Origin of the sequence: Rummeliibacillus sp. G93, from assembly GCF_023515935.1 — a bacterium.
GTDB classification, from domain to species: Bacteria; Bacillota; Bacilli; order Bacillales_A; family Planococcaceae; genus Rummeliibacillus; species Rummeliibacillus stabekisii.
On record NZ_CP097314.1, the window covers coordinates 744353 to 768921 of the forward strand.

32 protein-coding genes and 1 other annotated feature are annotated in these 24569 nt (G+C 37.9%); of the genes, 20 read left to right on the forward strand and 12 right to left on the reverse strand.

Features of this window, described 5'->3' with window-relative positions; all coding sequences use genetic code 11:
• Positions 1 to 92: 92 nt before the first annotated feature.
• On the reverse strand, positions 93 to 1082 hold the full coding sequence (trpS, locus tag M2M59_RS03530; protein ID WP_147194570.1) for a tryptophan--tRNA ligase: 990 nt from the start codon (positions 1080 to 1082) through the stop codon (positions 93 to 95).
• A 56-nt stretch (positions 1083 to 1138) separates the two neighbouring features.
• Positions 1139 to 1354, reverse strand: a binding site (T-box leader).
• A gap of 507 nt (positions 1355 to 1861) precedes the next feature.
• Here trpS and spxA point away from each other — a divergent pair.
• The 4 genes from spxA (at position 1862) to pepF (ending at position 6419) form a co-directional block, all read left to right on the forward strand.
• Positions 1862 to 2257, forward strand: coding sequence for a transcriptional regulator SpxA (gene spxA, locus M2M59_RS03535; protein ID WP_066791827.1), 396 nt, complete (start codon positions 1862 to 1864; stop codon positions 2255 to 2257).
• A 414-nt stretch (positions 2258 to 2671) separates the two neighbouring features.
• Positions 2672 to 3331 carry an adaptor protein MecA gene (mecA, locus tag M2M59_RS03540; RefSeq protein ID WP_147194567.1) on the forward strand — a complete coding sequence of 220 codons (660 nt, stop codon included), beginning with the start codon at positions 2672 to 2674 and terminating at the stop codon, positions 3329 to 3331.
• Between the two features lie 97 nt (positions 3332 to 3428).
• Positions 3429 to 4544, forward strand: a complete 1116-nt coding sequence (locus tag M2M59_RS03545) for a competence protein CoiA (protein WP_249775538.1) — start codon at positions 3429 to 3431, stop codon at positions 4542 to 4544.
• Positions 4545 to 4604: 60 nt separating this feature from the next.
• Positions 4605 to 6419 carry an oligoendopeptidase F gene (pepF, locus tag M2M59_RS03550; RefSeq protein WP_147194561.1) on the forward strand — a complete coding sequence of 605 codons (1815 nt, stop codon included), beginning with the start codon at positions 4605 to 4607 and terminating at the stop codon, positions 6417 to 6419.
• Positions 6420 to 6876: 457 nt separating this feature from the next.
• Here the strand turns inward: pepF and M2M59_RS03555 are convergent, their stop codons facing one another.
• The 4 genes from M2M59_RS03555 to M2M59_RS03570 all read right to left on the reverse strand — a co-directional run bounded on the left by M2M59_RS03555 (position 6877) and on the right by M2M59_RS03570 (position 9726).
• Positions 6877 to 7689 carry a DsbA family protein gene (locus M2M59_RS03555; protein ID WP_147194558.1) on the reverse strand — a complete coding sequence of 271 codons (813 nt, stop codon included), beginning with the start codon at positions 7687 to 7689 and terminating at the stop codon, positions 6877 to 6879.
• A complete protein-coding gene (locus M2M59_RS03560) occupies positions 7686 to 8087 on the reverse strand; it encodes a globin domain-containing protein (RefSeq protein ID WP_249775539.1) in 402 nt (133 codons plus the stop codon). Before M2M59_RS03560 ends, M2M59_RS03555 begins: the two co-directional genes overlap by 4 nt.
• Before the next feature lie 191 nt (positions 8088 to 8278).
• Positions 8279 to 9073 carry a lytic transglycosylase domain-containing protein gene (locus M2M59_RS03565; RefSeq protein ID WP_249775540.1) on the reverse strand — a complete coding sequence of 265 codons (795 nt, stop codon included), beginning with the start codon at positions 9071 to 9073 and terminating at the stop codon, positions 8279 to 8281.
• A 74-nt stretch (positions 9074 to 9147) separates the two neighbouring features.
• Positions 9148 to 9726, reverse strand: a complete 579-nt coding sequence (locus M2M59_RS03570) for a CYTH domain-containing protein (RefSeq protein ID WP_147194555.1) — start codon at positions 9724 to 9726, stop codon at positions 9148 to 9150.
• A 213-nt stretch (positions 9727 to 9939) separates the two neighbouring features.
• Here M2M59_RS03570 and M2M59_RS03575 point away from each other — a divergent pair, with 213 nt between their 5' ends.
• The 6 genes from M2M59_RS03575 to M2M59_RS03600 all read left to right on the forward strand — a co-directional run bounded on the left by M2M59_RS03575 (position 9940) and on the right by M2M59_RS03600 (position 15174).
• A complete protein-coding gene (locus M2M59_RS03575; protein ID WP_147194553.1) occupies positions 9940 to 10326 on the forward strand; it encodes a UPF0738 family protein in 387 nt (128 codons plus the stop codon).
• 20 nt (positions 10327 to 10346) lie between these two features.
• Positions 10347 to 11027 (forward strand): GTP diphosphokinase, encoded by a 681-nt coding sequence (locus M2M59_RS03580; protein WP_066784810.1) that lies wholly within the window; start codon positions 10347 to 10349, stop codon positions 11025 to 11027.
• Positions 11024 to 11830 (forward strand): NAD kinase, encoded by an 807-nt coding sequence (locus tag M2M59_RS03585; protein ID WP_066784812.1) that lies wholly within the window; start codon positions 11024 to 11026, stop codon positions 11828 to 11830. Before M2M59_RS03580 ends, M2M59_RS03585 begins: the two co-directional genes overlap by 4 nt.
• Complete coding sequence (locus M2M59_RS03590) at positions 11830 to 12753, forward strand: RluA family pseudouridine synthase (protein WP_147194550.1); 924 nt, start codon at positions 11830 to 11832, stop codon at positions 12751 to 12753. The genes M2M59_RS03585 and M2M59_RS03590 overlap by 1 nt, the downstream gene beginning before the upstream one ends.
• Positions 12754 to 13306: 553 nt before the next feature.
• On the forward strand, positions 13307 to 14683 hold the full coding sequence (mgtE, locus tag M2M59_RS03595) for a magnesium transporter (RefSeq protein ID WP_249775541.1): 1377 nt from the start codon (positions 13307 to 13309) through the stop codon (positions 14681 to 14683).
• A gap of 50 nt (positions 14684 to 14733) precedes the next feature.
• Positions 14734 to 15174, forward strand: a complete 441-nt coding sequence (locus M2M59_RS03600; RefSeq protein ID WP_249775542.1) for a hypothetical protein — start codon at positions 14734 to 14736, stop codon at positions 15172 to 15174.
• Positions 15175 to 15335: 161 nt separating this feature from the next.
• Here the strand turns inward: M2M59_RS03600 and M2M59_RS03605 are convergent, their stop codons facing one another.
• Both M2M59_RS03605 and M2M59_RS03610 read right to left on the reverse strand, forming a co-directional pair.
• Positions 15336 to 15887, reverse strand: coding sequence for a CotY/CotZ family spore coat protein (locus M2M59_RS03605; RefSeq protein ID WP_150283733.1), 552 nt, complete (start codon positions 15885 to 15887; stop codon positions 15336 to 15338).
• A 139-nt stretch (positions 15888 to 16026) separates the two neighbouring features.
• Positions 16027 to 16614 (reverse strand): CotY/CotZ family spore coat protein, encoded by a 588-nt coding sequence (locus tag M2M59_RS03610; RefSeq protein ID WP_147194538.1) that lies wholly within the window; start codon positions 16612 to 16614, stop codon positions 16027 to 16029.
• A 139-nt stretch (positions 16615 to 16753) separates the two neighbouring features.
• Between M2M59_RS03610 and M2M59_RS03615 the strand changes: the two genes are divergently transcribed.
• The 7 genes from M2M59_RS03615 (at position 16754) to M2M59_RS03645 (ending at position 19876) form a co-directional block, all read left to right on the forward strand.
• The gene (locus M2M59_RS03615; protein ID WP_150283734.1) at positions 16754 to 17167 is read left to right on the forward strand and encodes a YhcN/YlaJ family sporulation lipoprotein; all 414 of its coding nucleotides are present in this window, start codon (positions 16754 to 16756) and stop codon (positions 17165 to 17167) included.
• Positions 17167 to 17622 carry a stage V sporulation protein AC gene (gene spoVAC / locus M2M59_RS03620; protein WP_066784830.1) on the forward strand — a complete coding sequence of 152 codons (456 nt, stop codon included), beginning with the start codon at positions 17167 to 17169 and terminating at the stop codon, positions 17620 to 17622. Before M2M59_RS03615 ends, spoVAC begins: the two co-directional genes overlap by 1 nt.
• Entirely contained in the window at positions 17622 to 18626 is a 1005-nt protein-coding gene (locus tag M2M59_RS03625; protein ID WP_249775543.1) for a stage V sporulation protein AD, read from the forward strand. Before spoVAC ends, M2M59_RS03625 begins: the two co-directional genes overlap by 1 nt.
• A gap of 10 nt (positions 18627 to 18636) precedes the next feature.
• Positions 18637 to 19002, forward strand: a complete 366-nt coding sequence (spoVAE, locus tag M2M59_RS03630; RefSeq protein ID WP_147194533.1) for a stage V sporulation protein AE — start codon at positions 18637 to 18639, stop codon at positions 19000 to 19002.
• 65 nt (positions 19003 to 19067) lie between these two features.
• A complete protein-coding gene (locus tag M2M59_RS03635; RefSeq protein WP_147194530.1) occupies positions 19068 to 19235 on the forward strand; it encodes a YjcZ family sporulation protein in 168 nt (55 codons plus the stop codon).
• A gap of 13 nt (positions 19236 to 19248) precedes the next feature.
• Positions 19249 to 19494, forward strand: coding sequence for a stage VI sporulation protein F (locus M2M59_RS03640; protein WP_147194527.1), 246 nt, complete (start codon positions 19249 to 19251; stop codon positions 19492 to 19494).
• A gap of 79 nt (positions 19495 to 19573) precedes the next feature.
• Positions 19574 to 19876 carry a hypothetical protein gene (locus tag M2M59_RS03645; protein ID WP_249775544.1) on the forward strand — a complete coding sequence of 101 codons (303 nt, stop codon included), beginning with the start codon at positions 19574 to 19576 and terminating at the stop codon, positions 19874 to 19876.
• Between the two features lie 103 nt (positions 19877 to 19979).
• Here M2M59_RS03645 and M2M59_RS03650 read toward each other — a convergent pair whose 3' ends face one another.
• The 3 genes from M2M59_RS03650 to M2M59_RS03660 form a co-directional block, all read right to left on the reverse strand.
• The gene (locus M2M59_RS03650) at positions 19980 to 20408 is read right to left on the reverse strand and encodes a GNAT family N-acetyltransferase (protein WP_147194521.1); all 429 of its coding nucleotides are present in this window, start codon (positions 20406 to 20408) and stop codon (positions 19980 to 19982) included.
• A gap of 3 nt (positions 20409 to 20411) precedes the next feature.
• Positions 20412 to 20927, reverse strand: a complete 516-nt coding sequence (locus M2M59_RS03655; RefSeq protein ID WP_249775545.1) for a YjcG family protein — start codon at positions 20925 to 20927, stop codon at positions 20412 to 20414.
• An 84-nt stretch (positions 20928 to 21011) separates the two neighbouring features.
• Positions 21012 to 21737 carry an alpha/beta hydrolase gene (locus M2M59_RS03660; RefSeq protein WP_150283737.1) on the reverse strand — a complete coding sequence of 242 codons (726 nt, stop codon included), beginning with the start codon at positions 21735 to 21737 and terminating at the stop codon, positions 21012 to 21014.
• 94 nt (positions 21738 to 21831) lie between these two features.
• Between M2M59_RS03660 and M2M59_RS03665 the strand changes: the two genes are divergently transcribed.
• The 3 genes from M2M59_RS03665 to M2M59_RS03675 all read left to right on the forward strand — a co-directional run bounded on the left by M2M59_RS03665 (position 21832) and on the right by M2M59_RS03675 (position 23812).
• On the forward strand, positions 21832 to 22377 hold the full coding sequence (locus M2M59_RS03665; protein ID WP_249775546.1) for a phosphatidylglycerophosphatase A family protein: 546 nt from the start codon (positions 21832 to 21834) through the stop codon (positions 22375 to 22377).
• 74 nt (positions 22378 to 22451) lie between these two features.
• Positions 22452 to 23213 (forward strand): thermonuclease family protein, encoded by a 762-nt coding sequence (locus M2M59_RS16490; protein WP_305882100.1) that lies wholly within the window; start codon positions 22452 to 22454, stop codon positions 23211 to 23213.
• Between the two features lie 8 nt (positions 23214 to 23221).
• Positions 23222 to 23812, forward strand: a complete 591-nt coding sequence (locus M2M59_RS03675) for a histidine phosphatase family protein (RefSeq protein WP_249775547.1) — start codon at positions 23222 to 23224, stop codon at positions 23810 to 23812.
• Positions 23813 to 23934: 122 nt separating this feature from the next.
• On the opposite strand, the gene M2M59_RS03680 is transcribed toward M2M59_RS03675, so the two are convergent.
• Complete coding sequence (locus M2M59_RS03680; protein WP_249775548.1) at positions 23935 to 24234, reverse strand: DUF3784 domain-containing protein; 300 nt, start codon at positions 24232 to 24234, stop codon at positions 23935 to 23937.
• Positions 24235 to 24338: 104 nt separating this feature from the next.
• Positions 24339 to 24563 carry a hypothetical protein gene (locus M2M59_RS03685; protein WP_249775549.1) on the reverse strand — a complete coding sequence of 75 codons (225 nt, stop codon included), beginning with the start codon at positions 24561 to 24563 and terminating at the stop codon, positions 24339 to 24341.
• Positions 24564 to 24569: the final 6 nt, after the last annotated feature.

Below are 24569 nucleotides of genomic sequence, written 5' to 3' on the forward strand. Positions count from 1 at the left end.
TCATGCTCTCGGTTATCCATGGTCTGATGTATTTATTTTCATCTTGAAGACAGTGGATTTTAAAATCTTTTTAGGAGCATGTCTTGGACTGATTACCGTCTTTTTCTTCCCAAGCCCATCGCGGACTCCATTTTCGTAACAGTTTCACTTGCAATCTTGTTGGCTTTCTCAGCACCAACATTCAGAATTTCATCCAATTCAGGTGAATCAATTAATTCATTGTATCTTTCTTGAATTGGTGTTAGGTGTTGAATAACACTTTCCGCTACGCCAGCTTTAAAAGCACCATAGCCAAGTCCATCATATTTTGAGACTAAATCGTCTATCGACATATTGCTCAACGCTGCTTCAATAGTTAAAAGATTAGAAACGCCTGGCTTATTTTCCATATCGAATTTCACGATACCTTCCGAATCAGTAACGGCTGATTTGATCTTTTTCTCGATTTCTTTTGGCGTATCCAGCAAACGGATTGTTGCTTTTTTGTTCTCATCTGATTTGCTCATCTTCTTCAATGGATCTTGAAGTGATTTGATGCGAGCGCCGTTCTTAGGGAGTTGAATTTCTGGAATAGTAAATACTTCGCCATAGCGTTTGTTGAATCGCTCTGCTAGATCACGTGTGATTTCAAGATGTTGTTTTTGATCCTCTCCAACAGGAACGATGTCTGTATTATAAAGCAAGATATCTGCTGCCATTAATGGAGGGTAAGTTAAAAGGCCTGCTGAAACGGCATCTTTTCCTTTCGACTTATCTTTAAATTGAGTCATGCGTTCCAATTCTCCGATATAAGCTGTACAAGTTAACATCCAGCCCGCTTGTGCATGTGCAGGAACTTCAGATTGAATGAATAATGTTGATTTATGTGGGTCAATGCCTGCTGCAATATAAGTAGCGGCAAGAGCTCGTATGCTGTTTCTTAGTGAATCGCTGTCTTGCGGTACAGTAATTGCATGTTCATCAGCGATACAAAAGATGCAATCATAATCCTCCTGCATAGCCACGAACTGACGAAAGGCCCCAATATAGTTTCCTAATGTAATGACACCTGTTGGTTGTACACCTGAAAAAATTCTTTTCATTTCTTTTTCCTCCTAAAAATTTCTTATAAAAACAAAAAACATTATTCATCCCTCTGAAAAGGGACGAATAATGTTATGTATCCGCGGTACCACCCAAGTTTGCCGAATCCGGCCACTCTAATCCTGTAACGTAGGACAAACCCGAGCCTTACTACTATGTTTTCATAAAGCTACTCAGAAGCCCATTCCCTATAGCGTATGATCTGTTTCCACCAGCCACAGACTCTCTTTACAAACGAACTATAAGTACTCTTCTTCTTCAACGTTTTATCAATATGGTGAAAATTATAATATAGCGTTTTTGAAAAAGCAACTGTTGCATAACTTCCAATTATAGAGAAAGCTTTTATTTGTCTACTGCAAGTCAGTTAGAGAATATCTAAAAAATATCTTCTTTATTTTTCATCTTTTCAAAAAGTTTTGGAACCTTTTTGGCAATTAAACGTAAATAATAGTATAGCAACTCATTTTCAGTGTAAAGGTATTAATTGAGAAAATTATTCTGGATTTTTATGTTTAGTTGTTCCTGAAAATGGGGATAATACAGATATAACTGAGAATTGCTCTATGACGAATAATAGTGAAACTGAACATAATAGAATAATTCGTCATATTTAGTCGTCAATCAATTGATGTAATTTCTATTTTGTGTATATTCAAATGAGAATTTATGGTGTATAATGATGTTAGACTTCTTTATTAGAGTAATTCTAATTTAACAATACAGCAATTCCTATATACATTAACTCACATTTTCGAAAGGATGTGTTTTTGAGATGATGGTCACTCTTTTTACATCACCGAGTTGTACTTCATGTAGAAAAGCAAAAGCATGGTTAGAAGAACATGAGATTTCATATAAAGAAAGAAATATCTTCGCGGAGCCGTTAAGCATAAGCGAAATTAAAGAAATACTACGAATGACGGAAGATGGCACAGATGAGATTATCTCTACACGCTCAAAGATTTTCCAAAAATTAAAAGTAGACGTTGAATCATTACCTTTACAACGATTATATGAGTTAATCCAAGAAAATCCTGGCTTATTAAGACGTCCAATCATTTTAGACGAAAAGCGTCTGCAAGTGGGGTACAACGAAGATGAAATTCGTCGTTTCCTACCACGTAAAGTTCGTGCTTACCAATTGCAAGAAGCGCAAAAAATGGTGAACTAACTCTGTATAGATCAAGTACAGGTGTACAAGCTAAGCTAGAATCCATCGTCTGATGGGTTTTAGCTTTTTTCGTTTTTTAAAAGCCATTTGTGGGTAAAGAAGAAGGTAAAGACATGAGGATATTAAAGAACAGCGATGTGTCAACAATGGCAAGGCATCAGAATATAATGTTAAAACAATTGCGGTGAATACATTCTATTCACATTGCCATAATCTATTGCTTCTTATTGGCAAATGGAACTTAAAACTATTATAATTCATATACTATTGATATTTCCTAAGATTTATCCTTTTCATTTTTCACCATCTCGTCATACAATAGTAATAGACGCTGTTAAAGTAATACACCTTGAAAATCTGGCTACATGATCGTTGAAGAATATTATAATTATGGACCGAAGGGGGTTGTGTAAAATGGATATGGAACGCATTAATGAGAATACACTAAAACTCTTCATTTCTTACGTTGATATTGAAGAACGAGGATTCACCAAAGATGAAATTTGGTATGACCGTGATAAAGGCGAAGAACTCTTCTGGGTTATGATGGAAGAAATTAATGATGATATAGATTTTGAAATGGATGGCCCGTTATGGATCCAAGTTGTGGCAACTGACAAAGGTCTCGAATTGACGGTAACATCTACAAAGTTATCTCCTGATGGTTTGATGGATCTCCCTTCCAGTATTGAAGAAAAAAGAAAGTTTTTTGAAAATGCGTTTAGTGGGCTTGATGCGAAGGCGGGTTCCTCTAACTTTGATACAATTTTCGGCGAAGTTGAGGATGATATAGATGGATATACGTTTATCCTAAAAGACTTTGACGACATAATTGATATAGCAGAAAGAATGCCGCAAAGTGCAAACTTTGAAACATCACTTTTCGAGATGAAAGGCAAGTATTTCTTGCATGCTGACTTTGACGAGGAAATGACGATGGATGATTTAGAAGACTATCTAAGCGTTATCTCCGAATGTGCAGAAGAAGCAGATACAACCATTCACCTTTTAGAAGAATACGGAAAATTAATTATGGATAAAAACTGTTTAGAAACAGTACGAAAATACTTCTAACAGTTTCTTTGAAACCTTCTCTATTTCCAAGTAGAGAGGGTTTTTTGTTTGCATTCAGTGTTGAATATTCTTACACTTGGTTTGTGGAGGTGATTGAATGTTGACGGCACTTGATTCCTCGAACAAGCTCATTTTGTTGTCTGGAAATGAGGATAAAAATGGGTTAAGTCGTTTGAGAGAAAAAGAACAATTTTTTTGTCCGCAATGCCAAAAAGCCGTGCATTTAAAAATTGGACAAGTGATGATTCCGCATTTTGCACACAGAAAGAAAGGGTCTTGCCAGTATTTTTCAGAAGGCGAGACAGCTACACACCTGCTTGGAAAACGGCATTTATATGAAATGTTTCAAAGACTGCAGATAGAGGCAAAGCTAGAGCCTTATCTAAAAAGTTTAATGCAACGTCCCGATCTTCTTATCAAAGTAGAAGAACAGCAATATGCTATTGAATTTCAATACAGTACGATTTCCAAACCCCAAATGGTAAAACGTACAACTGGCTATCACAAGGAAAAAATGATTCCACTATGGATTTTACATACCCCTACGGCCAAAAATCCTCATAAAGATGGAATTCAACAAATACGTTTATCCCCATTTAAACAGCAGTTCATCACATATAGTAATCAACATGCCCATCTCATCACCTACAACCCCACTTTAAAACTATTCGTGTACTTTAATTATCTGCTTCCTATTGGCGGGTATCGCTTCATTGCAAAGGTACAAACACTTGCCATTGACCAACAGCACTTTCCTTTTTTGCGTGCAAGTGCACTCACAAAGAATGAATGCTTGAAATATTGGCAGCTTTGGAAAAGGGAACGAGAACGAGTTCTTAGAGGAAGACTACATATAAGCAAGAGGGGAGTAAAGGATCCCTTTTTACGTGCTTGCTATTATTTACGAGTCATCCCTGAGAAGTTGCCCTTATTTGTTGGCATTCCAATAAATAAAAAGCCGCATTCAATAGAAGCAGTTGAATGGCAGCTGTTATGGCTATATTTTTTATATACACAGCATCAAAATTGTATGGCTTATAGTCTAAAATTAGCAAAGGATTTCACTGACTCACATGGCATATGTGTAGATACAGAATCAATTCGTTTTTATAGCGAAATATTAAATCATTTAGATATTGAAGATATATTTAGCCATTATGAGGAAGAAAAGATATTTCACTATATTTATAGCCAATTTCTTGCAAAAACTTAAGAAAATTGAGAAAATAATAGAGCAGTCCATTTTTGGAGTTGAAAGTAGGAGGTTTAAGTAATGACAGAAAAAACGAAAGTACTTACAAGAGAAGAAGTACCAGAGGAATTAACATGGAAATTGGAAGATATTTTTCAGTCAAATGCTGATTGGGAAACTTCTTATCAAGAATTAGCAGAATTGGCGAAACAGGCTTCGCAATATCAAGGTACTATTGCTGAAGGATCGGATGCATTGCTTAAAGTCCTTCGTTTCCGCGATGAAGTTTATACTAAGCTTGGAAAGCTTTATGCATATTCTCATATGCGCAATGACCAAGATACAACGAATTCCACATACCAAGCTATGGACAGTCGCGCTAAAACATTATATGCAAAGGTTTCTACAAGCCTGTCTTTCTTGACGCCGGAAATTTTAGCGTTGGATGAAGCGGTAATTAAAGAATATTTGAAAGAAAATAAGGATCTCCAATTATATACACATGAATTAGAAGAAATTAATAATGAACGCCCTCATATTTTGCCTGCAGAGCAAGAGGCATTGCTTTCGCAAATGTCTGAGGTAACGGGTGCTTCTTCTAATACCTTTAGCATGCTGAACAATGCAGACCTGGAATTCCCAACTGTACGTGATGAAGAAGGTAATGAAGTTCAATTAACTCATGGCAACTATGTTCATTTCTTGGAAAGCAAAGATCGCTCAGTCCGTGAGGCTGCATTCCGTGCGATGTACAAAACGTATGGAGATTTTAAAAATACATTTGCCGCAACGTTATCAGGCAATGTGAAAGCTCATAATGTGAATGCTGAAATTCGCCATTATGATTCTGCCCGCCAAGCTGCTATGAGCGCAAATCATATTCCAGAAAAAGTATACGATCAATTGCTTGAAACTATCCACAAGTATTTACCGTTGATGCACCGCTACATTGCATTGCGCAAAAAAATGCTTCAAGTAGATGAATTGCATATGTGGGATGTCTATACACCACTTGTCGCTGAATCAAAAATTGATATGACATATGACGAAGCCAAGGAACATATGCTCAAATCCTTAAGTGTGATGGGTGATGAGTATGTAGGTATCGTTGAGCAAGCTTTAAAAGATCGCTGGGTGGATGTTTTAGAAAGCAAAGGCAAACGCAGCGGGGCTTATTCATCAGGTTCTTACGGAACAAATCCATACATTCTGATGAACTGGCAAAACAATCTGGATAACTTGTTCACACTTGTGCATGAATTTGGACATAGTGTCCACAGTTATTTCACACGCAACAATCAACCGTTCGTGTACGGTGATTATTCAATTTTTGTGGCAGAGGTAGCATCCACATGTAATGAAGAATTGTTAAATGACTACCTGCTGAAAACAATTGATGATCCGAAAACAAGAATTTATATCTTAAACCATTGGCTTGAAGGCTTCCGTGGCACCATTATTCGTCAAACAATGTTCGCAGAATTTGAGCATATTATTCATCAAATGGACCAAAAAGGTGAAGCTCTAACTGCTGATCGTATGACTGAAGTATACTATGAGTTAAATAAGAAATATTTTGGTGACGACATGGTCGTAGATGAAGAGATCGGCTTGGAATGGGCTCGCATTCCACACTTCTACTACAACTATTATGTGTATCAATATGCAACAGGTAAAAGTGCTGCAATTGCATTAAGTTCTCAAATTTTATCAGAGGGCAAACCAGCTGTAGAGCGCTATATCAATGAGTTCCTAAAAGCAGGCTGCTCAGATTATCCTATCAATGTGTTAAAAGCTGCTGGTGTTGATATGGAATCTGCATCCCCAATTGAAGAAGCATGTAAAGTGTTCGAGCGAAACTTAGAAGAATTAGAAAAGCTTTTGTCAGAACAATAAACGAATGAAAAAGATTGGACTCTCTAGTTGAAGAGTTCAATCTTTTTTGCTTTGGGTACAGACGGGGGATATTGCTAATAGAAAGTATTAGAGAAGTCTGACCCCAGGAAAGTGTAGCTATCCCCACTTCATCCACATATCAAATTAGTACGCATATATAAGAAAGCCCTGTGAATAAATGGATAATATTCAATGATAACGCTTTCTATTTGACAACTTTGTGAAAAGATGTTCAAAGCGTTGATATATGCGATTTTCCGTGCTAAAGTAATAGATGTGAAATAAATCACAAACAAACATACACCCCTTTGTTTGAACGTGAACATTTCTCCCATCCCCTTTGTGAAAAGAAGCATCTCCCGTAGAGATGCTTCTTTATTTTTTTGCCAATTTTAGAATGTTATATCTCAATATAAAAAGCCCTAACTGTTATCAACAGTTAGGGCTTTTTTGTTATTTATTTTAAACGCCAGAGCGATAAGTTTTCATAACTCACTCGGTCTACTTTTTGTTGCAACATTTTTTTCTTTAGCTCACGTTCACAAGTAGAAGGGGAAATTTGATAAATTGCTGCTAATTCTTTTGTTGTAAATGTATGAAAGCGATGGAATAAATCTTCTACTGATGGCGGTTGCTGGCAAACTAGCTTTTCACCGAGTAATTCTTCTAATATTTTTTCATAGACTTCATAGGAGTAGCTGCCTGAAACTTTTAATCCCTCATCCTCAATATTTTCATTGAAGAATACAAAGCTTGGCACTTCATCTACTTCCATTTCTCGTGCGATGCATAAATCATTTTGGAAAGAGCGGGAAGCTTCCACGGATAAAAAGTCTGTTTGGAATTCTTCTACATCTAGATTTGTTTCATAAGCGATTTCTTGTAATGTACTGCATTGGCATACATTTTTTGTGTTTAAATAGGTGTATTCCTGGAGCTTAGTTAAATAGCGATAACCTGCTTTTTTTCCTTGCAGTTCCGCAGCCTTTACGGCGATGGAAGGCAGGACAGGATGTGATAGGTCCACTAGCTCTTCTTGTGTTTGGCAACTATTAATACGCTGACAAGCACTGTTTAAAGAATTTAATTCTGTGCTCAGGACAAAGCGCATTGAAAAATAATGGCCATAGTTTATTTGTAATTGTCGGATTAGCGCTTGAAGTTCAAAGCTCCCCGGAGAAAGCAAATCAATGAACACATAAAGTTCAATCGGTTTGCTTAGAGATGGGGAGACAGCAGGTTTTTCGCTTAAATACTGAATATTGTTCACTCTAAAACCTCCTCGTCTTCGTCCGGTGTGTTGATCATGTGATGTGCAGTTTGGACAAGACGTTGATAGTACACGTGTCTAAATTTGCCGTCTAAGCCGACTTCATCCATAGCTTCGGACATGCACTCCAACCAAGCTTGAGCTCTTTCAGGAGTAATCTTAAATGGCATATGCCTAGCTTTCATCATGGGATGGCCGTGCTCTTGTGTATAAATGTTGGGACCGCCTAAATATTGTGTTTGAAATTGCTTTTGTTTGCGGGCGGTCTCAGTTAAATCATCAGGGAATATAGGCTTTAGCTTCGGATTGTTGGCAACTTTTGAATAGAAAATATCAATTAATTTATAGAGTCTTTCCTCACCAATTTCCTCAAATGGGATAATAGGTTTTTGCATCATAGATGTATCTCCTTTGCTTTAGCTGTAATCCTATTTTATCAACCTCTTTCTATTTTCTCAAACAAATGATACGTTATCTATTTCAAATTTCATAGAGTACAAAGTAAAAAGCCAATCTACGTGCTAAAATCATACATAATTAAACGTAAAAAGATGACAGTTAGCTAAGATTGGCCAGTAATATAAGAGACTTAAGCATTAAATGTATTCATAATAGATTGCACATAGTTCATCGTTTCTTTATAAGGAGGAACGCCGCCATATTTTGCAACTGCTCCAGGTCCTGCATTGTATCCAGCGAGCATTAAATCGTAATTGCCCCCAAATTTATCAAATAATTGTTTTAAATATTTAGTACCGCCCATGATATTTTGTTCGGCATCATACACATTGGAAACACCCAAGAATTTAGCGGTACTCGGCATTAATTGCATTAAACCTCCTGCACCAGCGGAGCTAGTAGCACTTGGATTGAAGCCAGATTCTTGTTTAATTACCGATTTTATCATTTTTTCCGGAATCCCATACATATTGGAAGCCTTCGTGATTAACTCATCAAAACCCGTTTGTGGCCCAGACCCTGTCGCGGCACTCACGGGCTGCTGTTTTGTATTTAACACAGACGCGGAACCATTTGTAAAGTTCATCGTAGCTGGACTGTAAACGGGAGATGTCCCGTTGTAATAAAGCGAGTTGGCACTGTTGGATAAGGAGCCTAAGCTGCCCAACAGTTGGGTCGGATTGAAGGCGTTGGCTAAATTACTATTCTGCATACCGCTAGAAGATAATAATTGCAATAATTGTGTTCCTGTATTCGACAAAGCATTAGACATACCAAGCATTTGCGAAGTATCGGATGATTCTGTTGATAAGCCAGCATAATGCCCCATCATGTTAGCAAAAGAATTTGTTGTGTTATTTCCATTTATATCTGCCGTACTCGTATTAAGTGATTGTATATATGGAAGAATAGATTGAATGTTCATGAATAGACCTCACTTTTTATCAAACAGAGATTGTAAAAAATACCCCTTACACATGATGTAATAAGAGAAAGATCTTATTTTTTCGCATTCATCAAGCGGGCAATTTTTTTCTCTGCAGGACGGATGGGAATCGAATGGCTAGCAAGAAATTCAAGGAATGTTGCTTTTCCTTTTTCCTCATTTGATACTTCATATTCTAGTTCATAGTCTTCCGTACGTCCATAATTTGAATGGTCTAAAACTAGAAGACCACCCTCGTACTTTATTTCGGCACGTTTGGTGATAAGTGTACCTATATTATTTAAGTCTTTTATATTAATTTTTAATGCTTCAAGCCGTTGGTTTACTTCTGAGGCAGCAAGTGGGCCTTCTCCTTTTAGAAAAGAGTCTGCTTCGCTTGCAGTTAGCCTGTCCGTTGTTTCCATGAGCCCTATACCGGTGAACGGTTCTTTTAATGTACATTCAAAGGAAGAGCCTTTTTTTCGTATACGGAGACCTGCACGCAGCTGTTTCAGTAAGAAGTCCCTTGTATCAAAGTAATAATTGGTTTGTTCACGAAAGTCATCTTGTTTTAGGTTGAAATAGTTGGCGAGTTTGATAAACTCATCTTTTGTCAGCATATTTTTGAATTCAATTTCTAATTCTTGGGGCATTCTTTTCACCCTTTCTTATCCTGAATTATAGCGGAATATAGGCTAAAATGACAACAAAGGTGTACAGATGTAAAAATGAAGAATATGGTTAGAAAAGAACGTCTTTATGATAAAATAATATGGAGTTCTACAACTAAGTAAAGAGCGAACAATTTGATCGTGAAATCCATAATACAAAACAAGAGAAACACTTCACAAAAGGGGAGAAGAATAGTGAGAAAAACATATACGATTGGCAGTAGTACTTTAGAAAACACACATATTAATTTTCTACTTGAAAACCAAGAGGAGAATATAATGGGAACGCCGTCCGGCAAGCTTATTACAGACTCGGATGCCATGACTTTTGTATATATGATGGACGAGGAAGAGGGATATAGCTATGTGGAATTCCCGCAAGCTATTTGGCCGAATTTAGCTGCTGCTATGCAGATAAATGCAGTACCTGTGTTAAAATGGGATGCGGGTAAAGTGGAATTAGTTCATCTATGGGATGAATTAAGATCGCTAATATATAATATTGAAGGCAACTCTAATTACGGCGAAGCTTTTACAACAGCGGTTGAGGAAGTGTTTGCACAACTTTTGAGTGAAGCCTAAATGTGTTAGGGGGACTTATCATGGGACAATGGGATCGCTTTTTGCAGCCATATAAGCAAGCCGTTGATGAATTGAAAATAAAGTTAAAAGGAATACGTGCTCAATTTGAGAAATCAAATAGGACATCGCCGATTGAATTTGTCACAGGCAGAGTAAAACCGCTTGCAAGTATATATGATAAGACATTGGAAAAAGGTTTGGTCTTTGAACCTTCCGATACACTTGCACATGAATTGCAAGATATCGCAGGCGTGCGAATTATGTGCCAATTTGTCGATGATATACCAGTTGTGATTGACCTTTTGCGGCAAAGAAATGATTTACATATCATAGAAGAAAAAGATTATATTACGAATGTGAAAAAAAGTGGATATCGTTCTTATCATATGATAATCGAATATCCTGTCGGAACCATTCAGGGCGAAAAAAAGATATTGGCAGAAATCCAAATACGAACGCTCGCTATGAATTTCTGGGCTTCAATTGAACATTCGTTAAACTATAAATATAAAGGGTTATTTCCTGACGAGATAAAAAAGCGTCTTCAAAGCGCAGCCGAAGCGGCATTCATGCTTGATGAGGAGATGTCTGAGATTCGCGAGGAAATTCGAGAAGCGCAGGCATATTTCACAGAATATAAAGAAGCAAACAATCCAGAAGTGCGCCAAAGCCAAGGGAAAGGAGATGAAGGAAAACGATGAGATTCGCAGTTCAGTCACGGAATGATCCCCAGTCTAATGAACTGATGGAACGAGCTATCAACTATTTAACACATTTCGGGTTGGAATTAGACGAAGAAAAGCCGGAAATAGTCTTATCTATCGGCGGTGACGGTACACTATTACAGGCTTTCCATAGATATACACATATGCTATCAGAAGTGGCTTTTGTAGGAATCCACACAGGTCATCTCGGTTTCTATGCAGATTGGAAGCCAGCTGAAATTGAAAAATTGGTCATTTCAATTGCTAAAAATGAGTTTGATGTAATTGAGTACCCATTATTAGAAATGACGATTAATTATCAAGACAATACGGATTGTTTTACCTATTTAGCGCTAAACGAATCTACTGTGAAGTCGCCAGAGGTCACACTAGTAATGGATATAGAGTTAAACGGTAAGCTATTTGAACGTTTCCGCGGCGACGGTCTATGTGTCTCTACTCCTTCCGGCAGCACAGCCTATAACAAGGCACTAGGAGGAGCCATTATTCATCCATCATTAGAGACAATTCAACTAACGGAAATGGCTTCTATTAATAATCGCGTATTCCGTACAGTTGGCTCTTCGCTCGTGTTACCTGCACATCACAACTGTGTATTAAAGCCAGTGAAGGTGGATGATTTTATGGTAACGATTGATCATATTCAGCTTTTGCATAAAAACGTGAAAACCATTCAATATCGTGTGGCAAAAGATAAAGTGAGATTTGCGCGTTTTAGAGCATTTCCTTTCTGGCAACGTGTACATGACTCCTTTATTGATAGCGATTTGAGGGACTAATGAAAGATTTACGATACCATTTAACGTTTCATGCATCTCTAGATAGACAATTACTTAGAGATGCACTAGCTCAATTTGGCATTTCGAAGAGAACATTAACAGCGATCAAATTTCGCGGTGGCGCACTGTTGGTCAATGGAGAAGAACAGAATGTGCGTCATCCCTTAACAGAAGGCGATGAAATTAAGGTTATTTTTCCTAAAGAAGAGATGAGTGCTGGCTTAATACCTGAAAAAGGACGTTTAACTATCTGTTATGAAGATCAAGCGTTATTGATTGTCGAAAAGCCGGATGGTCAAAGTTCTATACCCTCACATGACCATCCGACAGGCAGTATTGCGAATAAGATTGCGGGGCATTTGCAAGAGCAGGATGTGGCATCCACTGTTCATATCGTCACAAGATTAGACCGCGATACATCAGGGTTGATGTGTATAGCAAAGCACCGCCATATACATCATTTGCTCAGCGAAGCACAAAAATCGCATACCATTTACCGAACATATGAAGCTCTTGTACATGGCCACGTGAAAGAAGACTTTCAGCAAATCATCGCACCGATTGGCAGAAAAGCAGGAAGCATTATTGAACGTGAAGTAACAGAGGATGGACAATACGCCCATACGGATGTCACTGTCTTAAACCGTTTTAATGTAAATGGAGAAGAAGTAAGCCATGTTCGTTTGACTTTGCATACAGGCAGAACACATCAGATTCGTGTACACCTATCTTCGCTTGGACATCCATTGTTGGGTGATGACTTATATGGAGGAAAGTGCACATTGATTAGACGGCAGGCGCTGCACTGTGTTTCGCTAAAGCTTCAACATCCTCTCTCCCAAGAGGAAATGATATGGTATAGCAATCTTCCGGAAGATATGGAGCATATTTTGCTCAGCCATTCAAATAGTGGTGTAAATTAACAAGAGGCTGGGCCATAATTTCAAAAATAAAAATGCATGAAGGACAATACGCCTTCATGCATTTTTTCTATATGACTGCCTTTAAATATCCCAAACCCCTATTCAGTTTTGGGAGTGAACCGGAGCGGAAAAAGGTCGACTCCTGCGGGATTTAGTGCAATTTTGAGACCCCGCAGGAGCGTAAGCGACGAGGAGGCTCAAGGTGCGCCCCGCGGAAAGCGATCTTTTGGAGCACAGGGAACGGACTACTTTAGTTATGTCCCAGGCTTTTTTTTATATGATATTTTTGGGGTATAGTGCAGTAGATATAGTGATCACTGCAGGTAGAGCTTGAGCTGAATACTTGCAAGAATGAATTGATTAAGTCTCCCACTGCAAAGTGTGTCTAGCCAGAACTATTATGAATAAATAAAAGGTTAAAACGTTCTTTTATGAAAACGGATTTATGAAATTGATTCGATAGAAACACTAAAAAAGAATTGACCCTTGTCGAAACTTCGAACTATTATAGTAAGGTATTAAAAAAGATCCAAATCGAGAGGAGGGGACATGCATGATGGATAACACAACAGAAAATGATGAAGTACAATTTGATGAAGAGCATTTATGCTCGTTAATTCACCAAGGCGATACACTTGCATTCAGAGAAGAGTATTTATCGCTTCATCCATATGATCAGGCACAGTTTTATGAGAAGGTGGAACCAGATATACGACAGGTGATCTATCAATACTTGTCCCCGAAAGAGTTGGCGGAAATCTTCGAAGCTCTAGAACTTGACGATAATGGATATACTCGGTTTCTTGAAGAAATGACGCCTATTTATGCGGCGCAAATGATTTCAGAAATGTACACGGATGATGCGGTCGATGTATTAAATGAATTAGACAAAGACCAAATTAGCCATTTTTTAAAATTAATGAGCAATGAAGATGCCCAGGAAATTCGGGAGCTTCTTCATTATGAGGAATATACTGCGGGTTCTATTATGACCACGGAATATGTGGCAATCCCTGAAAATTCCACTGTAAGGTCTGCTATGACGATACTGCGGAATGAGGCGCCGAATGCTGAAACCATCTATTATATCTTTGTGGTGGATGATGCAGAACATTTGGCAGGTGTCATTTCATTGCGTGATTTAATTATTGCGGATGAAGATACGCTAATCCATGAAATTATGAACGATCGTGTCGTAAGCGTGAAGGTAGCGGATGACCAGGAAGATGTAGCTCAGATTATGAAGGACTATAACTTCCTAGCGGTCCCCGTTATTAATTCAAAAAATGAAATGCTCGGTATTATCACAGTTGATGATATTATTGATGTTATTGATGAAGAAGCATCTGAGGACTATTCCAAGCTAGCAGGTGTTTCAGATATGGATACATTTGACAAGAATCCTTTTTTGGCTGCCAAAAAAAGATTACCTTGGCTTGTCATACTGTTGTTCCTTGGTATGATTACGGCTAATTTAGTTGATCTATTTACTGATACGCTTGAAAAAGTAGCGTTGTTGGCAGCATTTATACCGTTAATTGGCGGGACTTCAGGGAATAGTGGTACACAGGCGCTTGCGGTTGCGGTCCGGGGGATTGCGACAGGGAATTCAGAAGAAGATAACAAATGGGCACTAATGCTTAGAGAGATGGTCACCGGCATAATCATGGGGGTTGTTTGCGGTATTATCGCGCTCGGCATTGTATACTTCTGGCAACATACATTCCTTCTAGGATTGTTGGTAGGTGTGGCCATCTGTTGTTCAATCGTCGTGGCAACGTTGGCTGGTGCAGTGATTCCATTAGTGATGCACCGCATGAATATTGACCCTGCAGTTGCTTCAGGTCCTTTTATCACAACATTAAATGACATTACCAGTATTCTGATTTACTTAGGAATTGCTACAGCTTTCATTAATCATCTCATGTGAACCCATATGGCATATTAGGCATATGATAAAAATAAAAAGGATGTGTGATTGTGGGAAAAGACCCACTCCTTTTTATCAAAACGCCCCCTGCTTTTTTCAGAGAAACAGTCCCTGTGGAAACAGGTGCGGAGCTAATTGAAAGTATTGTAATCGAGGACCAAACAGAGCATTTTGAGAGTGCTCAAAAGCCAAGTACACATAATTTAGATAACAGTGAATTAGTAAAAAGAAAAGAGAGGCTTCATTTCCTGTCAAAGCCATTTCAGCAAAGGGCATATCAGCCGCTTGTATTTGTACTGCATGATGGGCAGGAGATCACTGGAGTAGTAAAGAAATTTGATAGTGAGACAGAGGATGTCTTTATTCGTACCTCTGAAACAGTGTTAACGTATAAGGTTTGGGAAATCTCTGATTTGGTGTGGAGAGGAAGCTCATTCTTTAAACCACAGGTCCAACATGTTGAAAAAGACAAAATCGATGCTGAATCTTAAAATCAATTTTTAAAACTTGCCTAGATATTTTCTAGGCTTTTTTTATTGCAAAATAATATACCACTTCCATAAAAAATTTGTATGAAAAAAGCGAGATTCACCATAGTAAAGGAGAATCCCGCTTTTTAGCGTCTATTCGTTTTCTGGTTTAGGTATTTTTGTTAATCAGGACAAACATTTAAGAAGACGTCCTGGATGCATTGCACGCCGCAGAAGCAATTTAAATCTACAGTAATGCAACTATCTGTAAGTTCAAAATCAGTTACATCACAAATTGCATTTAAATCGATTGAGCCGCAATCGCAATCTTTATGAATGTTTTTGTTTGGTTTTAGTACACGCAATGTTGCACAACAGCCATCAAATACATCTTCTACACGGAAAAATACAGAAAAACATCCGTTATGATGTGTTGTACTGTTATTATGCGAACCGTGATGACGCGGTTTGAAAAATGCTTTAAATGGTGTGCCGTCTTTTGTTAATAACATAAACACACGTGTGTCTGCATTTGATCTAGATGGACTTACCAAGCCACCCAGCGGTTCTAAGAAACAGTTAGAAGGGCACTGGCAATCATTAGTGATGTCCTGTGTCTGAATGTCTAAGATTGCTTGCACCACATCACACACACAATTAGCTGAAGTGATTGGTCTAACGCTTGAGCTCGAACTTGAGCTTGAACTGCTTGAGCTTTCTTTTCCACAACCCATTAATATCACATCCTTATTCAGATTCTCTATAGCATATGCCTTATTAAAAAAAGAGACTGGGCTAAAAGAACAAAGGGCCCTAATCATAGATTAGGGCCCTTTGCCATATTACGACGCTGTTTCACCTTGAGCGAGCTTTTTATCGGCAAACGTCTAAGAAGACATCTTGCACACATTGTACGCCGCAGAAGCAATTTAGATCTACGGTAATGCAACTATCTGTAAGTTCGAAGTCAGTTACTTCACAAATTTTATTGAAGTCGATGGAGCCGCATTCTTTTAGGATGTTTCGATTCGGTTTTAATACCCGTAATGTTGCACAGCAGTCATCAAAAATATCTTCTACACGGAAAAATACAGAGAAGCAAGATTGATTATGATTATGATGTTGTTGATTATGGTGCTGTTGATTATGATGATTGTTCATGTTCATTCCGCCTAGTGACGTACTCTCTAAAGAATTACGATGATGGTGACGAGAGTTTTTGAAGAAAGCTTTAAACGGCGTGCCATCTTTAGTCACTAGCATAAATACACGAGTATCAGCATTGGATCTTGATGGACTTACTAAACCGCCTAGAGGTTCTAGGAAACAGCTAGTAGGACAAGTACCGCATTCGTTATTTTCACGTTGAACTTGGAGGTCTAAAATTGTCTGTAATACGTCACATACGCAATTTCCTCCCATAATTGGGCTCACACTTGTACTTTCTCTTCCACAACCCATTCAAATTCACCTCCTTATTTCCAATTCTTTATACTATATGGCTATTTAGTGGGATGGCGCAGGCTATTATCATTATTGCTTTTGAATAATTTGAATTTAAAATTCGCATACTATCAATAAAAAGGATGGGGAAGAAGATATGAAAAAAAGCCTGTTGATGTTTATTGCTCTATTAACTGTGCTTGCTGGATGTGGAAAATCAAATAGTGCAGCTATCTCAGTCAATGATGACCACAAATATCAGGAAGAACGGCAATCGGTAGAAAAAGTTTTAGGCCATGACAAACATGTCCAAAAGGTATCTGTCTTATTTACAAAAAAAGAGGCAATTGTAGGTGTTGAGGTAAAGCCGTTTTCAAAATGGAATAAAAAGAAATATGAAAAGAAGTGGAAAAAAGAAATTAAGCGTGCGCTTCCTGATCGCGATGTGCTAGTTAGTACAGATCAAAAGATAATAATGGAAACAGATCGTTTAAACGAAAAGAAAATGAGCGAGAAGAAGGTAAAAGAAAAAATTAAAAATTTAAAAGAATTAGCGGAGGAGCAAACTTAATGGATGCAAAACAATATGATACTTTACAACAATCTCTGTCGCCAAAACCTTCCATTATAAAAAATTGTTTAAAGGCTTTTCTCGTAGGCGGCATCATTTGTACAATTGGCCAGCTGATTACGTTCTTTTATATGGCTTATTTTAATTTTACAGAAAGAACAGCGGGAAACCCGACAGTCGCTACAATGATTTTCCTTGCTATGCTATTTACTGGATTCGGGCTTTATAAGAAACTTGCACAGTTTGCAGGAGCAGGTAGCGCCGTACCGGTTACAGGGTTCGGTAATGCTGTTATCTCATCAGCCATTGAACATAAATCAGAAGGATATGTATTGGGTGTTGGAGGCAATATTTTTAAATTAGCAGGATCTGTTATTGTATTCGGCGTTGTATCAGCCTTTGTTGTAGCACTAGTAAAACTTCTTTTAGTAACAGTGGGGGTGACGAATTGGTAATGGATCAAGGAGTAATTTATTTTCCGTCAAAGCCTTCCATTATTGCTTCTGGAGTAGTAGGTGGCCCTTTAGAGAAAAAAAGTGTATTTGCTGCTGATTTTGACCTTCTTTTAGATGATGAAAGAGCAGAAGAGAAATCCAATGAAAAGGGCCATAAGCAGATGGCTCTTCAAGCATGCAAAATTGCATTAGAAAAAGCGAACATTAAAGAACGTGATGTTGACTTCCTTATGAGTGGAGATTTAGTTAATCAAATGACTCCCTCCAACTTTCTAGCGTCTACGTTAGGTATTCCATATCTTGGACTTTATTCTGCCTGTGCTACTTCCATATCCGGAGCTATTGTGGCAGCATTACTAACAGAATTAGGGGCAAGTAAATATGCGTTGGCTGGTGCTGCAAGCCAGCATAACTCCATTGAAAGGCAATTTCGATATCCAGTGGAATATGGCGGTCAAAAACCTGGTACAGCACAATGGACCGTTACAGCAGCAGGCTATGCATTAATTGCGAAAGGGCAGATGAATAGTCCTGTAATAGAGGCCGCAACTGTCGGAAAATCCATCGACTTACAGCAAACTGATCCTTTCCATATGGGGGCAGCTATGGCACCTGCAGCTTGCGACACAATTACAAGGCATTTAAAAGGAAGAGGACAATCATTAAGCGACTACGATTTAATCATTACGGGAGATTTGGCGAAGGTTGGTCTTCCAATATTACAGGAATGTTTAATTAAGGAAGGAATGGCTCAGCAAGATGTTATGAAAATCCGTGATGCCGGAGCAGAATTCTATGGAGATGATCAAACCTTTCTTGCCGGAGCAAGTGGCGCGGGGTGCTCTGCATCTGTCTTTTTCAGTACTATTCTAAAGGGATTGAATGAGAAGAAGTATGAAAGGGTCTTAGCAGTCGCAACAGGAGCATTGCTTTCGCCGCTTACTGTTCAGCAAAATGAGTCTATTCCTTGCACGGCACACGCCATCGAAATTTCAATGAAATGAGGATATAAATATGTTTGCAACATTGTTGATTGCTTTTATTGTAGGTGGCCTTATTTGCGTTGTAGGGCAACTGATTATGGATTTAGGAAAACTGACCCCAGCACATACTTTAAGTATTCTGGTTGTTCTTGGTTCAGTTTTAGACGGCTTTAATTTGTATGAACCGTTAATTGACTTTGCTGGAGCTGGTGCAACTATTCCGATTACCTCCTTTGGTAACTCCTTGACACACGGTGCTCTAGCGGAAGCAGAAAAGCATGGATGGATTGGCGTTCTGACAGGAATGTTCGAAGTGACAAGTTCGGGTATCAGTGCAGCAATTGTTTTTGGTATGATTGGTGCGCTTATTTTCCACTCAAAAGGTCAGCATCCATAGACATACGCCCGGTCTCTCTTTTCCAAAAGGCATAGGATATAGAGAAAAGAGAGGAGGGGATGTAAATGTCATGGGGATACGGATGCGGAGGCGGTTACGGATACGGAGGCGGCTTCGGCGGAGGCTGCTATGGTTATGATGGTGGTGGATCTTCTTACGGTGGATCTACTTTCATTTTAATCGTTGTTTTATTCATCTTGTTGATTATTGTTGGCGCAAGTTTCATTTGCTAGAGGAGGATATTGAATGAATTCACCTTTCTTTCGTAAAATCGAACAAAAGACTGGGGTTCCAATGGAAGAAGTCTTCGCACTAGCAAATGCCATTCAAAACGCCGACTTTCAAGATGAACGTCAAGTACGTAAAATCGTAAAAAAAGTAGCGAAGCTTGCAAATAAGCCCGTTTCAAAAGATCTAGAAGAGCAAATTGTCAATTCTATTATGAAGAATGGCAAGAATTTGGACATAAGTAAAATCCAAGATATGCTTTAATATAAGTTTCCCCTGGCATGATGTTTATCTTTTAAACATATAGGGTATAAAGGATAAAAAACTGTCGGGGGTGCTTATAATGAGTTATATTTTACCAATCAATGACTATCAAGCTGCTCAATATATCAATCGCTCTGCACAAACAAGAGAATCCTATTCATACGTGGAACGTGTTGAGAAAGTGAAAAATTCATCAAAGTTTCAGCAGGAGTTAGAGCAAAAAAGGCAAACGATGAAGCAATCTTTCTATGTAGAGAAAAAAAGATCTACACCTGTACACCAACCAATCATACACAGGCCTAAACGCCATACAGCTGATTCTTATGATCACGAAATTGTGAATAAAACGGATAAGGGATTGATTTGCAACTTATATGTCTAATATGCTCATTTCATCAATGGATCAACCTAAACCCTTCCATACTTCTTCCATATAAAAAGCTACGATGTACTTGAGATTCATAGACATCGTAGCTTTTTTGCTGTTATATTATTTTTTCCATAGCGCGGTAAGGTATTCCGGCATCGAGAAATTCTGGAGAAGTGATGATATAATTCTGTTTCTCGTAAAAAGGAATAGCATGCGTTTGGGCATTCAACTTTACTTTACGAATCTCTGAGCCATGAATAAAATCTTCTAGGCAATTCATCATGAGAATACCAATCTGCTTTCGCCGGAAATCTGGTAAAACGCATACGCGTTCTACAACAGCTACTAGTTCATCTGTAAATCTTACACGCCCAGCGGCAATCGGTCGATTATCAAAGTATGCGACAAAGTGTGTAGCACTCTCATCATATTCATCTATTTCTAAAGGTTGAGGAATTCCTTGTTCTTTCACAAACACTTCTCTTCGAACAAAAAAAGCATCCTGCAATTCTTTTTCTGTTTCAACAATCTTAGCGAAAACCAATAATTACTTTTCTCCTCTAAGTCGGTAAGTTTCAAACACTGTCCAAGAACCATCCTCTAACTGATAAAGCAAATGAATACGATTAATTGTTTCGTTGAAATCAACCTTTGTCATGCGCAATTGGCCAAAGACATCATCATGTTCTCCAGCGCTCATATCTTGGGCAATCGTAATATGAGGTACAAATTTATATTTTGCTTCGCCGCCTGCAACATCATTTTCTAATGCCTCGTGTAAGTGCATAAGTTGTTCTGTCGGCTCCACTTTTAAATAAATGGCATTATTAACAGGTGCAAAAGAGCTAATCTTTGAAATAGAAATAGTTAGCGGATTAAATTGTTCGCACACCTTCTTAATAGATGCTGAGATTTCCTCAATTTCAGAAGATTGGATTTCTGTTTCTCCTTTTAATGTAATATGCGGAGTAATTTTTGCGTAATGGGTATCATATCTTTTACGATAAGAGTTGGCAAAATCTTGGATTTCTTTTGATGGGAATGCAACAATTCCATATTTCATATTATGAAAACCTCCTTAATAGAAAAATAATTAACTTAATTTTCAGTATAGCAGAAATTACTGTAAAGGTTATTACCTAACTATTTATTTTTGACCGAAATTTTGTCGGATAGCTCTTTTTAAGTCAGCTTGCCAAAATTTCCACGTATGTTTGCCCTCAAATTCATCGTAAAACGTATCAACACCTAGTTCCTTAAGCAGTTGGTGAAGTTTTCGGTTTGGTGTCAAAAAGTCTTTTACTTTTTTATCCATCGTCACAACTTCCGTTTCTAAAGAACCGATAACATGATATACCGAAAAAGCATGAGGATCTTTCATTTCTTGGACTTTCTGAAGCACCTCTTCATTCACTTGCGGGGATTGAAGAAGTACCTTTCCAAAAGTATTAGGATAGGCAACAGCGGCAAGCAAAGATACTGTGGCTGCTTGAGAATCACCAATGAGTGCCCGGGCCATGCCCATATGATAAGTGGAATAATTTTTGTCTAAATAGGGCACAAGCTCATGTGCTAAGAAACGCAAATAAGCGGTATGTAAGTCGCCATTTGGCAAGTACTTGCGTCTACGATCTTCCACATTTTTATATGGAACGCCCACAATAATTAAATTTTCAATCTCTTCATTTGCCAAATATTCATCGGCAATTCTAGAAATGCGTCCTAACTGAAAATAGTCGCGCCCGTCAGAAGCGATTAAAATAGTATATTTGTAAAGCGGTGAATAATTTTCTGGTAGATAAATCAACAAATGTAATTCTTCTTGTAGTGCTTCGCTAAAAAATGCTATATCGTTAATAGTTCCTTGTCCCATACCAAACACACCCTTCAACATTCTGTAGGGAAATTGTAACATATGAATTTGCAAAGGTATAATAAGAAATATAGGGAGAAATGAGGTCATTATTATGTATAATGAAAAAGTGAATATATCCTCCGAAAGCGTCCGAAATGCAGCTAAAGAAGCAATTGCGCGACGTGGCGTGTTGATTAGCGATATCGCCGAAATTGTATTTGAGATGCAATATCCCTATAGCAACGGCTTGACACTAGCACATTGCATTCAATCAGTCGAACGGGTTCTCAATAAGAGAGAGGTACAGCATGCTATTCTCGTCGGAGTTGAATTAGATGAACTAGCAGAAAAGGGAATGCTATCCCAGCCGTTGCAGCAATTAATCGAGTCAGATGAGAGCCTTTTTGGCATTGATGAAACACTTGCGATAGGCTCTGTCCTCACATATGGAAGTATAGCAATGACAACGTATGGACATTTGGATAAGCAAAAAATCGGCATCATCAAGAAATTGGATACTAGAGACGGAACAGGCGTCCACACTTTTTTAGATGATTTGATTGCAAGCATTGCTGCATCTGCTTCTTCTCGACTAGCACACCGTATTCGCGACGTCGAAGAAACAGGTGAATCCATTGCAGGAAGAGACAGAGTATAGCGTCTTTGGGCAGCGTCATACTTGGCGCTGTTTCGTCGCGTTATGCAAATTTATAAAGAAAATATGGTGATAGTATGAAATGGTGGATCATCCTACTATGCAGCTTGGTCCTTGTAGTACTTGCCGGCTGTACATTGGACAATTCTTCTAGCAATGAACAAGAAACTGAAACATCAGAAAAGGTATCTGTAAAGGTAATAAGCGTGATGGATGGCGATACAATTAAGGTAAAATATAATGGTGAACTAAAAAAAGTTCGCTACTTATTGATTGATACACCCGAGATGTATCATAAACAACTTGGGGAGCAGCCATACGGGCGCGAGGCACAGTCTAAAAATAGAGAGATATTGAATCATGCTAAAAACGTTTCCTTAGAGTTTGATGTTGGCGATAAGGAGGACAAGTATGGCCGCCTGCTAGCTTATGTCTATGCAGATGGAAAAAGTGTGCAAGAACAATTAGTGGCTGAGGGACTAGCACGTGTTGGCTATATCTATCAGCCGAATACAAAGTATGTAAATGAATTTAAAGATATTCAAGAACAAGCTAAGAAAAAGAAGATAGGGATATGGAGATATGACGGATATGTGACGGATCGAGGATTTGTCAAATCTGTCGTTGAAAAGCAACAACATACGAAAAATTCAAACGGGACTTACCGACAAAAAGATAACGAAAAAAGTGCTTGTACGATTAAAGGCAATATCAACAGCAAAGGAAATAAACTATACCACATGCCAGGAATGGCTCAGTACAATAATGTAAAACCGGAAAAAACATTTTGTACAGAAGAGGAAGCCAAAAAGGCAGGTTTTACAAAAGCGGCAAGGTAGGTGTATCAATGACAAAAATCTATATGCTTCGCCATGGGGAAACAGATTGGAATTTAGCGGGGAAAATTCAAGGTGGGACAGATACTGTACTGAATGAAAATGGGAAGCGGCAGGCGATTGGTTGTAGGAATTACTTTCAAGATAAAAATTGCCAAGCTATTTTTAGTAGCACACTTCAAAGAGCACGGCAAACTGCTACTATAATGAATGAAACGCTGCACCTGCCATTAATTTTGATAGACGAGTTTAAAGAACGAAACTTTGGCAAGGCAGAAGGACTAACACTAGAAGAACGTTTGAAATTATATCCAAGCAAGCAATATCCGAACCAAGAATCTATGGAAAGTCTCTGCCAAAGGTTAGCAAAGGGTTTGCAAAAGATTCAGCAAAGCTATCCCCACGATGAGGTTATCTTAGTCACACATGGTGCAGTCATCCATACAATCTTTGATATGGTTGAAAGGATGACAGTTTTTCCAGAAGTCCCTCGCTTATCAAACGGTGGAATTAGCACAATATCATATGAAAAAGAGAAATGGTTATTAGAAACATATAATGATACAAGCTATATGACGGATTTAAAATCAGAGGGCAAGTAGAAACAGTACGTTGTCATTACAACTTTAAATGCTTAAAAAGGATAGATAGAGACGATTGAAACAGCTCTATTTATCCTTTTTTATGTGATTCTATTAGAAGAATGAAAAATAGACGATTTAAACTATGGTTTACTCTTCATCATAATAACTACTATTATTCCAGCTATTCCTATAATAGCGAGTAAACAATAGACTAGAGTTTTTCCAAACCAGTATAGAAAATAAGGCAAAACTATCAAAACTATACCTAATAAGATAAGAACGATGCCCGTGCCCTTTGCTAACTTTTCTTTATCCCCTTCAAAAGTTGTTTCATTATAACCCGCAATTAGAAAAAGCATCTTCTTATACCAAATTAAATAACCTAATAAGATTAAGATGAATCCCACAATTAAAGTTAAAATAAACCCGTTAAGATTCATATCCGCTCTTCCGTCCTTCACAATTTAATAAACTGTCCAATAAAAACAACAAGATATATAATTCATCGTTTTTCTTCCAGAATAATTTTCGGGTCAATATATTTTTATAGTGTTGCTTTACTATCTCTTTTAAAGAATAGATAAACTGTAATAAGTACAGAAATTCCTAATAAAATATATACATACACTGGAATATAATAAATCCAATGCTCAAAATAATCATCAGATAATTGATCAACATACATACTTAAAACAGCAAACATAATCACAGTAGAAGTAAACAGTAAATTTAATATTAGTGACATATAAGCTAATTTTCTATATTTCATCGTTTC

What these genes read in the sequence shown, in the direction of transcription:
- trpS (WP_147194570.1), bottom strand. Translation starts at nt 1,082, where the DNA reads ATGAAAAGAATTTTTTCAGGTGTACAACCAACAGGTGTCATTACATTA.
- spxA (WP_066791827.1), top strand. Translation starts at nt 1,862, where the DNA reads ATGGTCACTCTTTTTACATCACCGAGTTGTACTTCATGTAGAAAAGCA.
- mecA (WP_147194567.1), top strand. Translation starts at nt 2,672, where the DNA reads ATGGATATGGAACGCATTAATGAGAATACACTAAAACTCTTCATTTCT.
- M2M59_RS03545 (WP_249775538.1), top strand. Translation starts at nt 3,429, where the DNA reads ATGTTGACGGCACTTGATTCCTCGAACAAGCTCATTTTGTTGTCTGGA.
- pepF (WP_147194561.1), top strand. Translation starts at nt 4,605, where the DNA reads ATGACAGAAAAAACGAAAGTACTTACAAGAGAAGAAGTACCAGAGGAA.
- M2M59_RS03560 (WP_249775539.1), bottom strand. Translation starts at nt 8,087, where the DNA reads ATGATGCAAAAACCTATTATCCCATTTGAGGAAATTGGTGAGGAAAGA.
- M2M59_RS03565 (WP_249775540.1), bottom strand. Translation starts at nt 9,073, where the DNA reads ATGAACATTCAATCTATTCTTCCATATATACAATCACTTAATACGAGT.
- M2M59_RS03570 (WP_147194555.1), bottom strand. Translation starts at nt 9,726, where the DNA reads ATGCCCCAAGAATTAGAAATTGAATTCAAAAATATGCTGACAAAAGAT.
- M2M59_RS03580 (WP_066784810.1), top strand. Translation starts at nt 10,347, where the DNA reads ATGGGACAATGGGATCGCTTTTTGCAGCCATATAAGCAAGCCGTTGAT.
- M2M59_RS03585 (WP_066784812.1), top strand. Translation starts at nt 11,024, where the DNA reads ATGAGATTCGCAGTTCAGTCACGGAATGATCCCCAGTCTAATGAACTG.
- M2M59_RS03590 (WP_147194550.1), top strand. Translation starts at nt 11,830, where the DNA reads ATGAAAGATTTACGATACCATTTAACGTTTCATGCATCTCTAGATAGA.
- mgtE (WP_249775541.1), top strand. Translation starts at nt 13,307, where the DNA reads ATGATGGATAACACAACAGAAAATGATGAAGTACAATTTGATGAAGAG.
- M2M59_RS03605 (WP_150283733.1), bottom strand. Translation starts at nt 15,887, where the DNA reads ATGGGTTGTGGAAAAGAAAGCTCAAGCAGTTCAAGCTCAAGTTCGAGC.
- M2M59_RS03610 (WP_147194538.1), bottom strand. Translation starts at nt 16,614, where the DNA reads ATGGGTTGTGGAAGAGAAAGTACAAGTGTGAGCCCAATTATGGGAGGA.
- M2M59_RS03615 (WP_150283734.1), top strand. Translation starts at nt 16,754, where the DNA reads ATGAAAAAAAGCCTGTTGATGTTTATTGCTCTATTAACTGTGCTTGCT.
- spoVAC (WP_066784830.1), top strand. Translation starts at nt 17,167, where the DNA reads ATGGATGCAAAACAATATGATACTTTACAACAATCTCTGTCGCCAAAA.
- M2M59_RS03625 (WP_249775543.1), top strand. Translation starts at nt 17,622, where the DNA reads ATGGATCAAGGAGTAATTTATTTTCCGTCAAAGCCTTCCATTATTGCT.
- spoVAE (WP_147194533.1), top strand. Translation starts at nt 18,637, where the DNA reads ATGTTTGCAACATTGTTGATTGCTTTTATTGTAGGTGGCCTTATTTGC.
- M2M59_RS03635 (WP_147194530.1), top strand. Translation starts at nt 19,068, where the DNA reads ATGTCATGGGGATACGGATGCGGAGGCGGTTACGGATACGGAGGCGGC.
- M2M59_RS03640 (WP_147194527.1), top strand. Translation starts at nt 19,249, where the DNA reads ATGAATTCACCTTTCTTTCGTAAAATCGAACAAAAGACTGGGGTTCCA.
- M2M59_RS03645 (WP_249775544.1), top strand. Translation starts at nt 19,574, where the DNA reads ATGAGTTATATTTTACCAATCAATGACTATCAAGCTGCTCAATATATC.
- M2M59_RS03655 (WP_249775545.1), bottom strand. Translation starts at nt 20,927, where the DNA reads ATGAAATATGGAATTGTTGCATTCCCATCAAAAGAAATCCAAGATTTT.
- M2M59_RS03660 (WP_150283737.1), bottom strand. Translation starts at nt 21,737, where the DNA reads ATGGGACAAGGAACTATTAACGATATAGCATTTTTTAGCGAAGCACTA.
- M2M59_RS03665 (WP_249775546.1), top strand. Translation starts at nt 21,832, where the DNA reads ATGTATAATGAAAAAGTGAATATATCCTCCGAAAGCGTCCGAAATGCA.
- M2M59_RS16490 (WP_305882100.1), top strand. Translation starts at nt 22,452, where the DNA reads ATGAAATGGTGGATCATCCTACTATGCAGCTTGGTCCTTGTAGTACTT.
- M2M59_RS03675 (WP_249775547.1), top strand. Translation starts at nt 23,222, where the DNA reads ATGACAAAAATCTATATGCTTCGCCATGGGGAAACAGATTGGAATTTA.
- M2M59_RS03680 (WP_249775548.1), bottom strand. Translation starts at nt 24,234, where the DNA reads ATGAATCTTAACGGGTTTATTTTAACTTTAATTGTGGGATTCATCTTA.
- M2M59_RS03685 (WP_249775549.1), bottom strand. Translation starts at nt 24,563, where the DNA reads ATGAAATATAGAAAATTAGCTTATATGTCACTAATATTAAATTTACTG.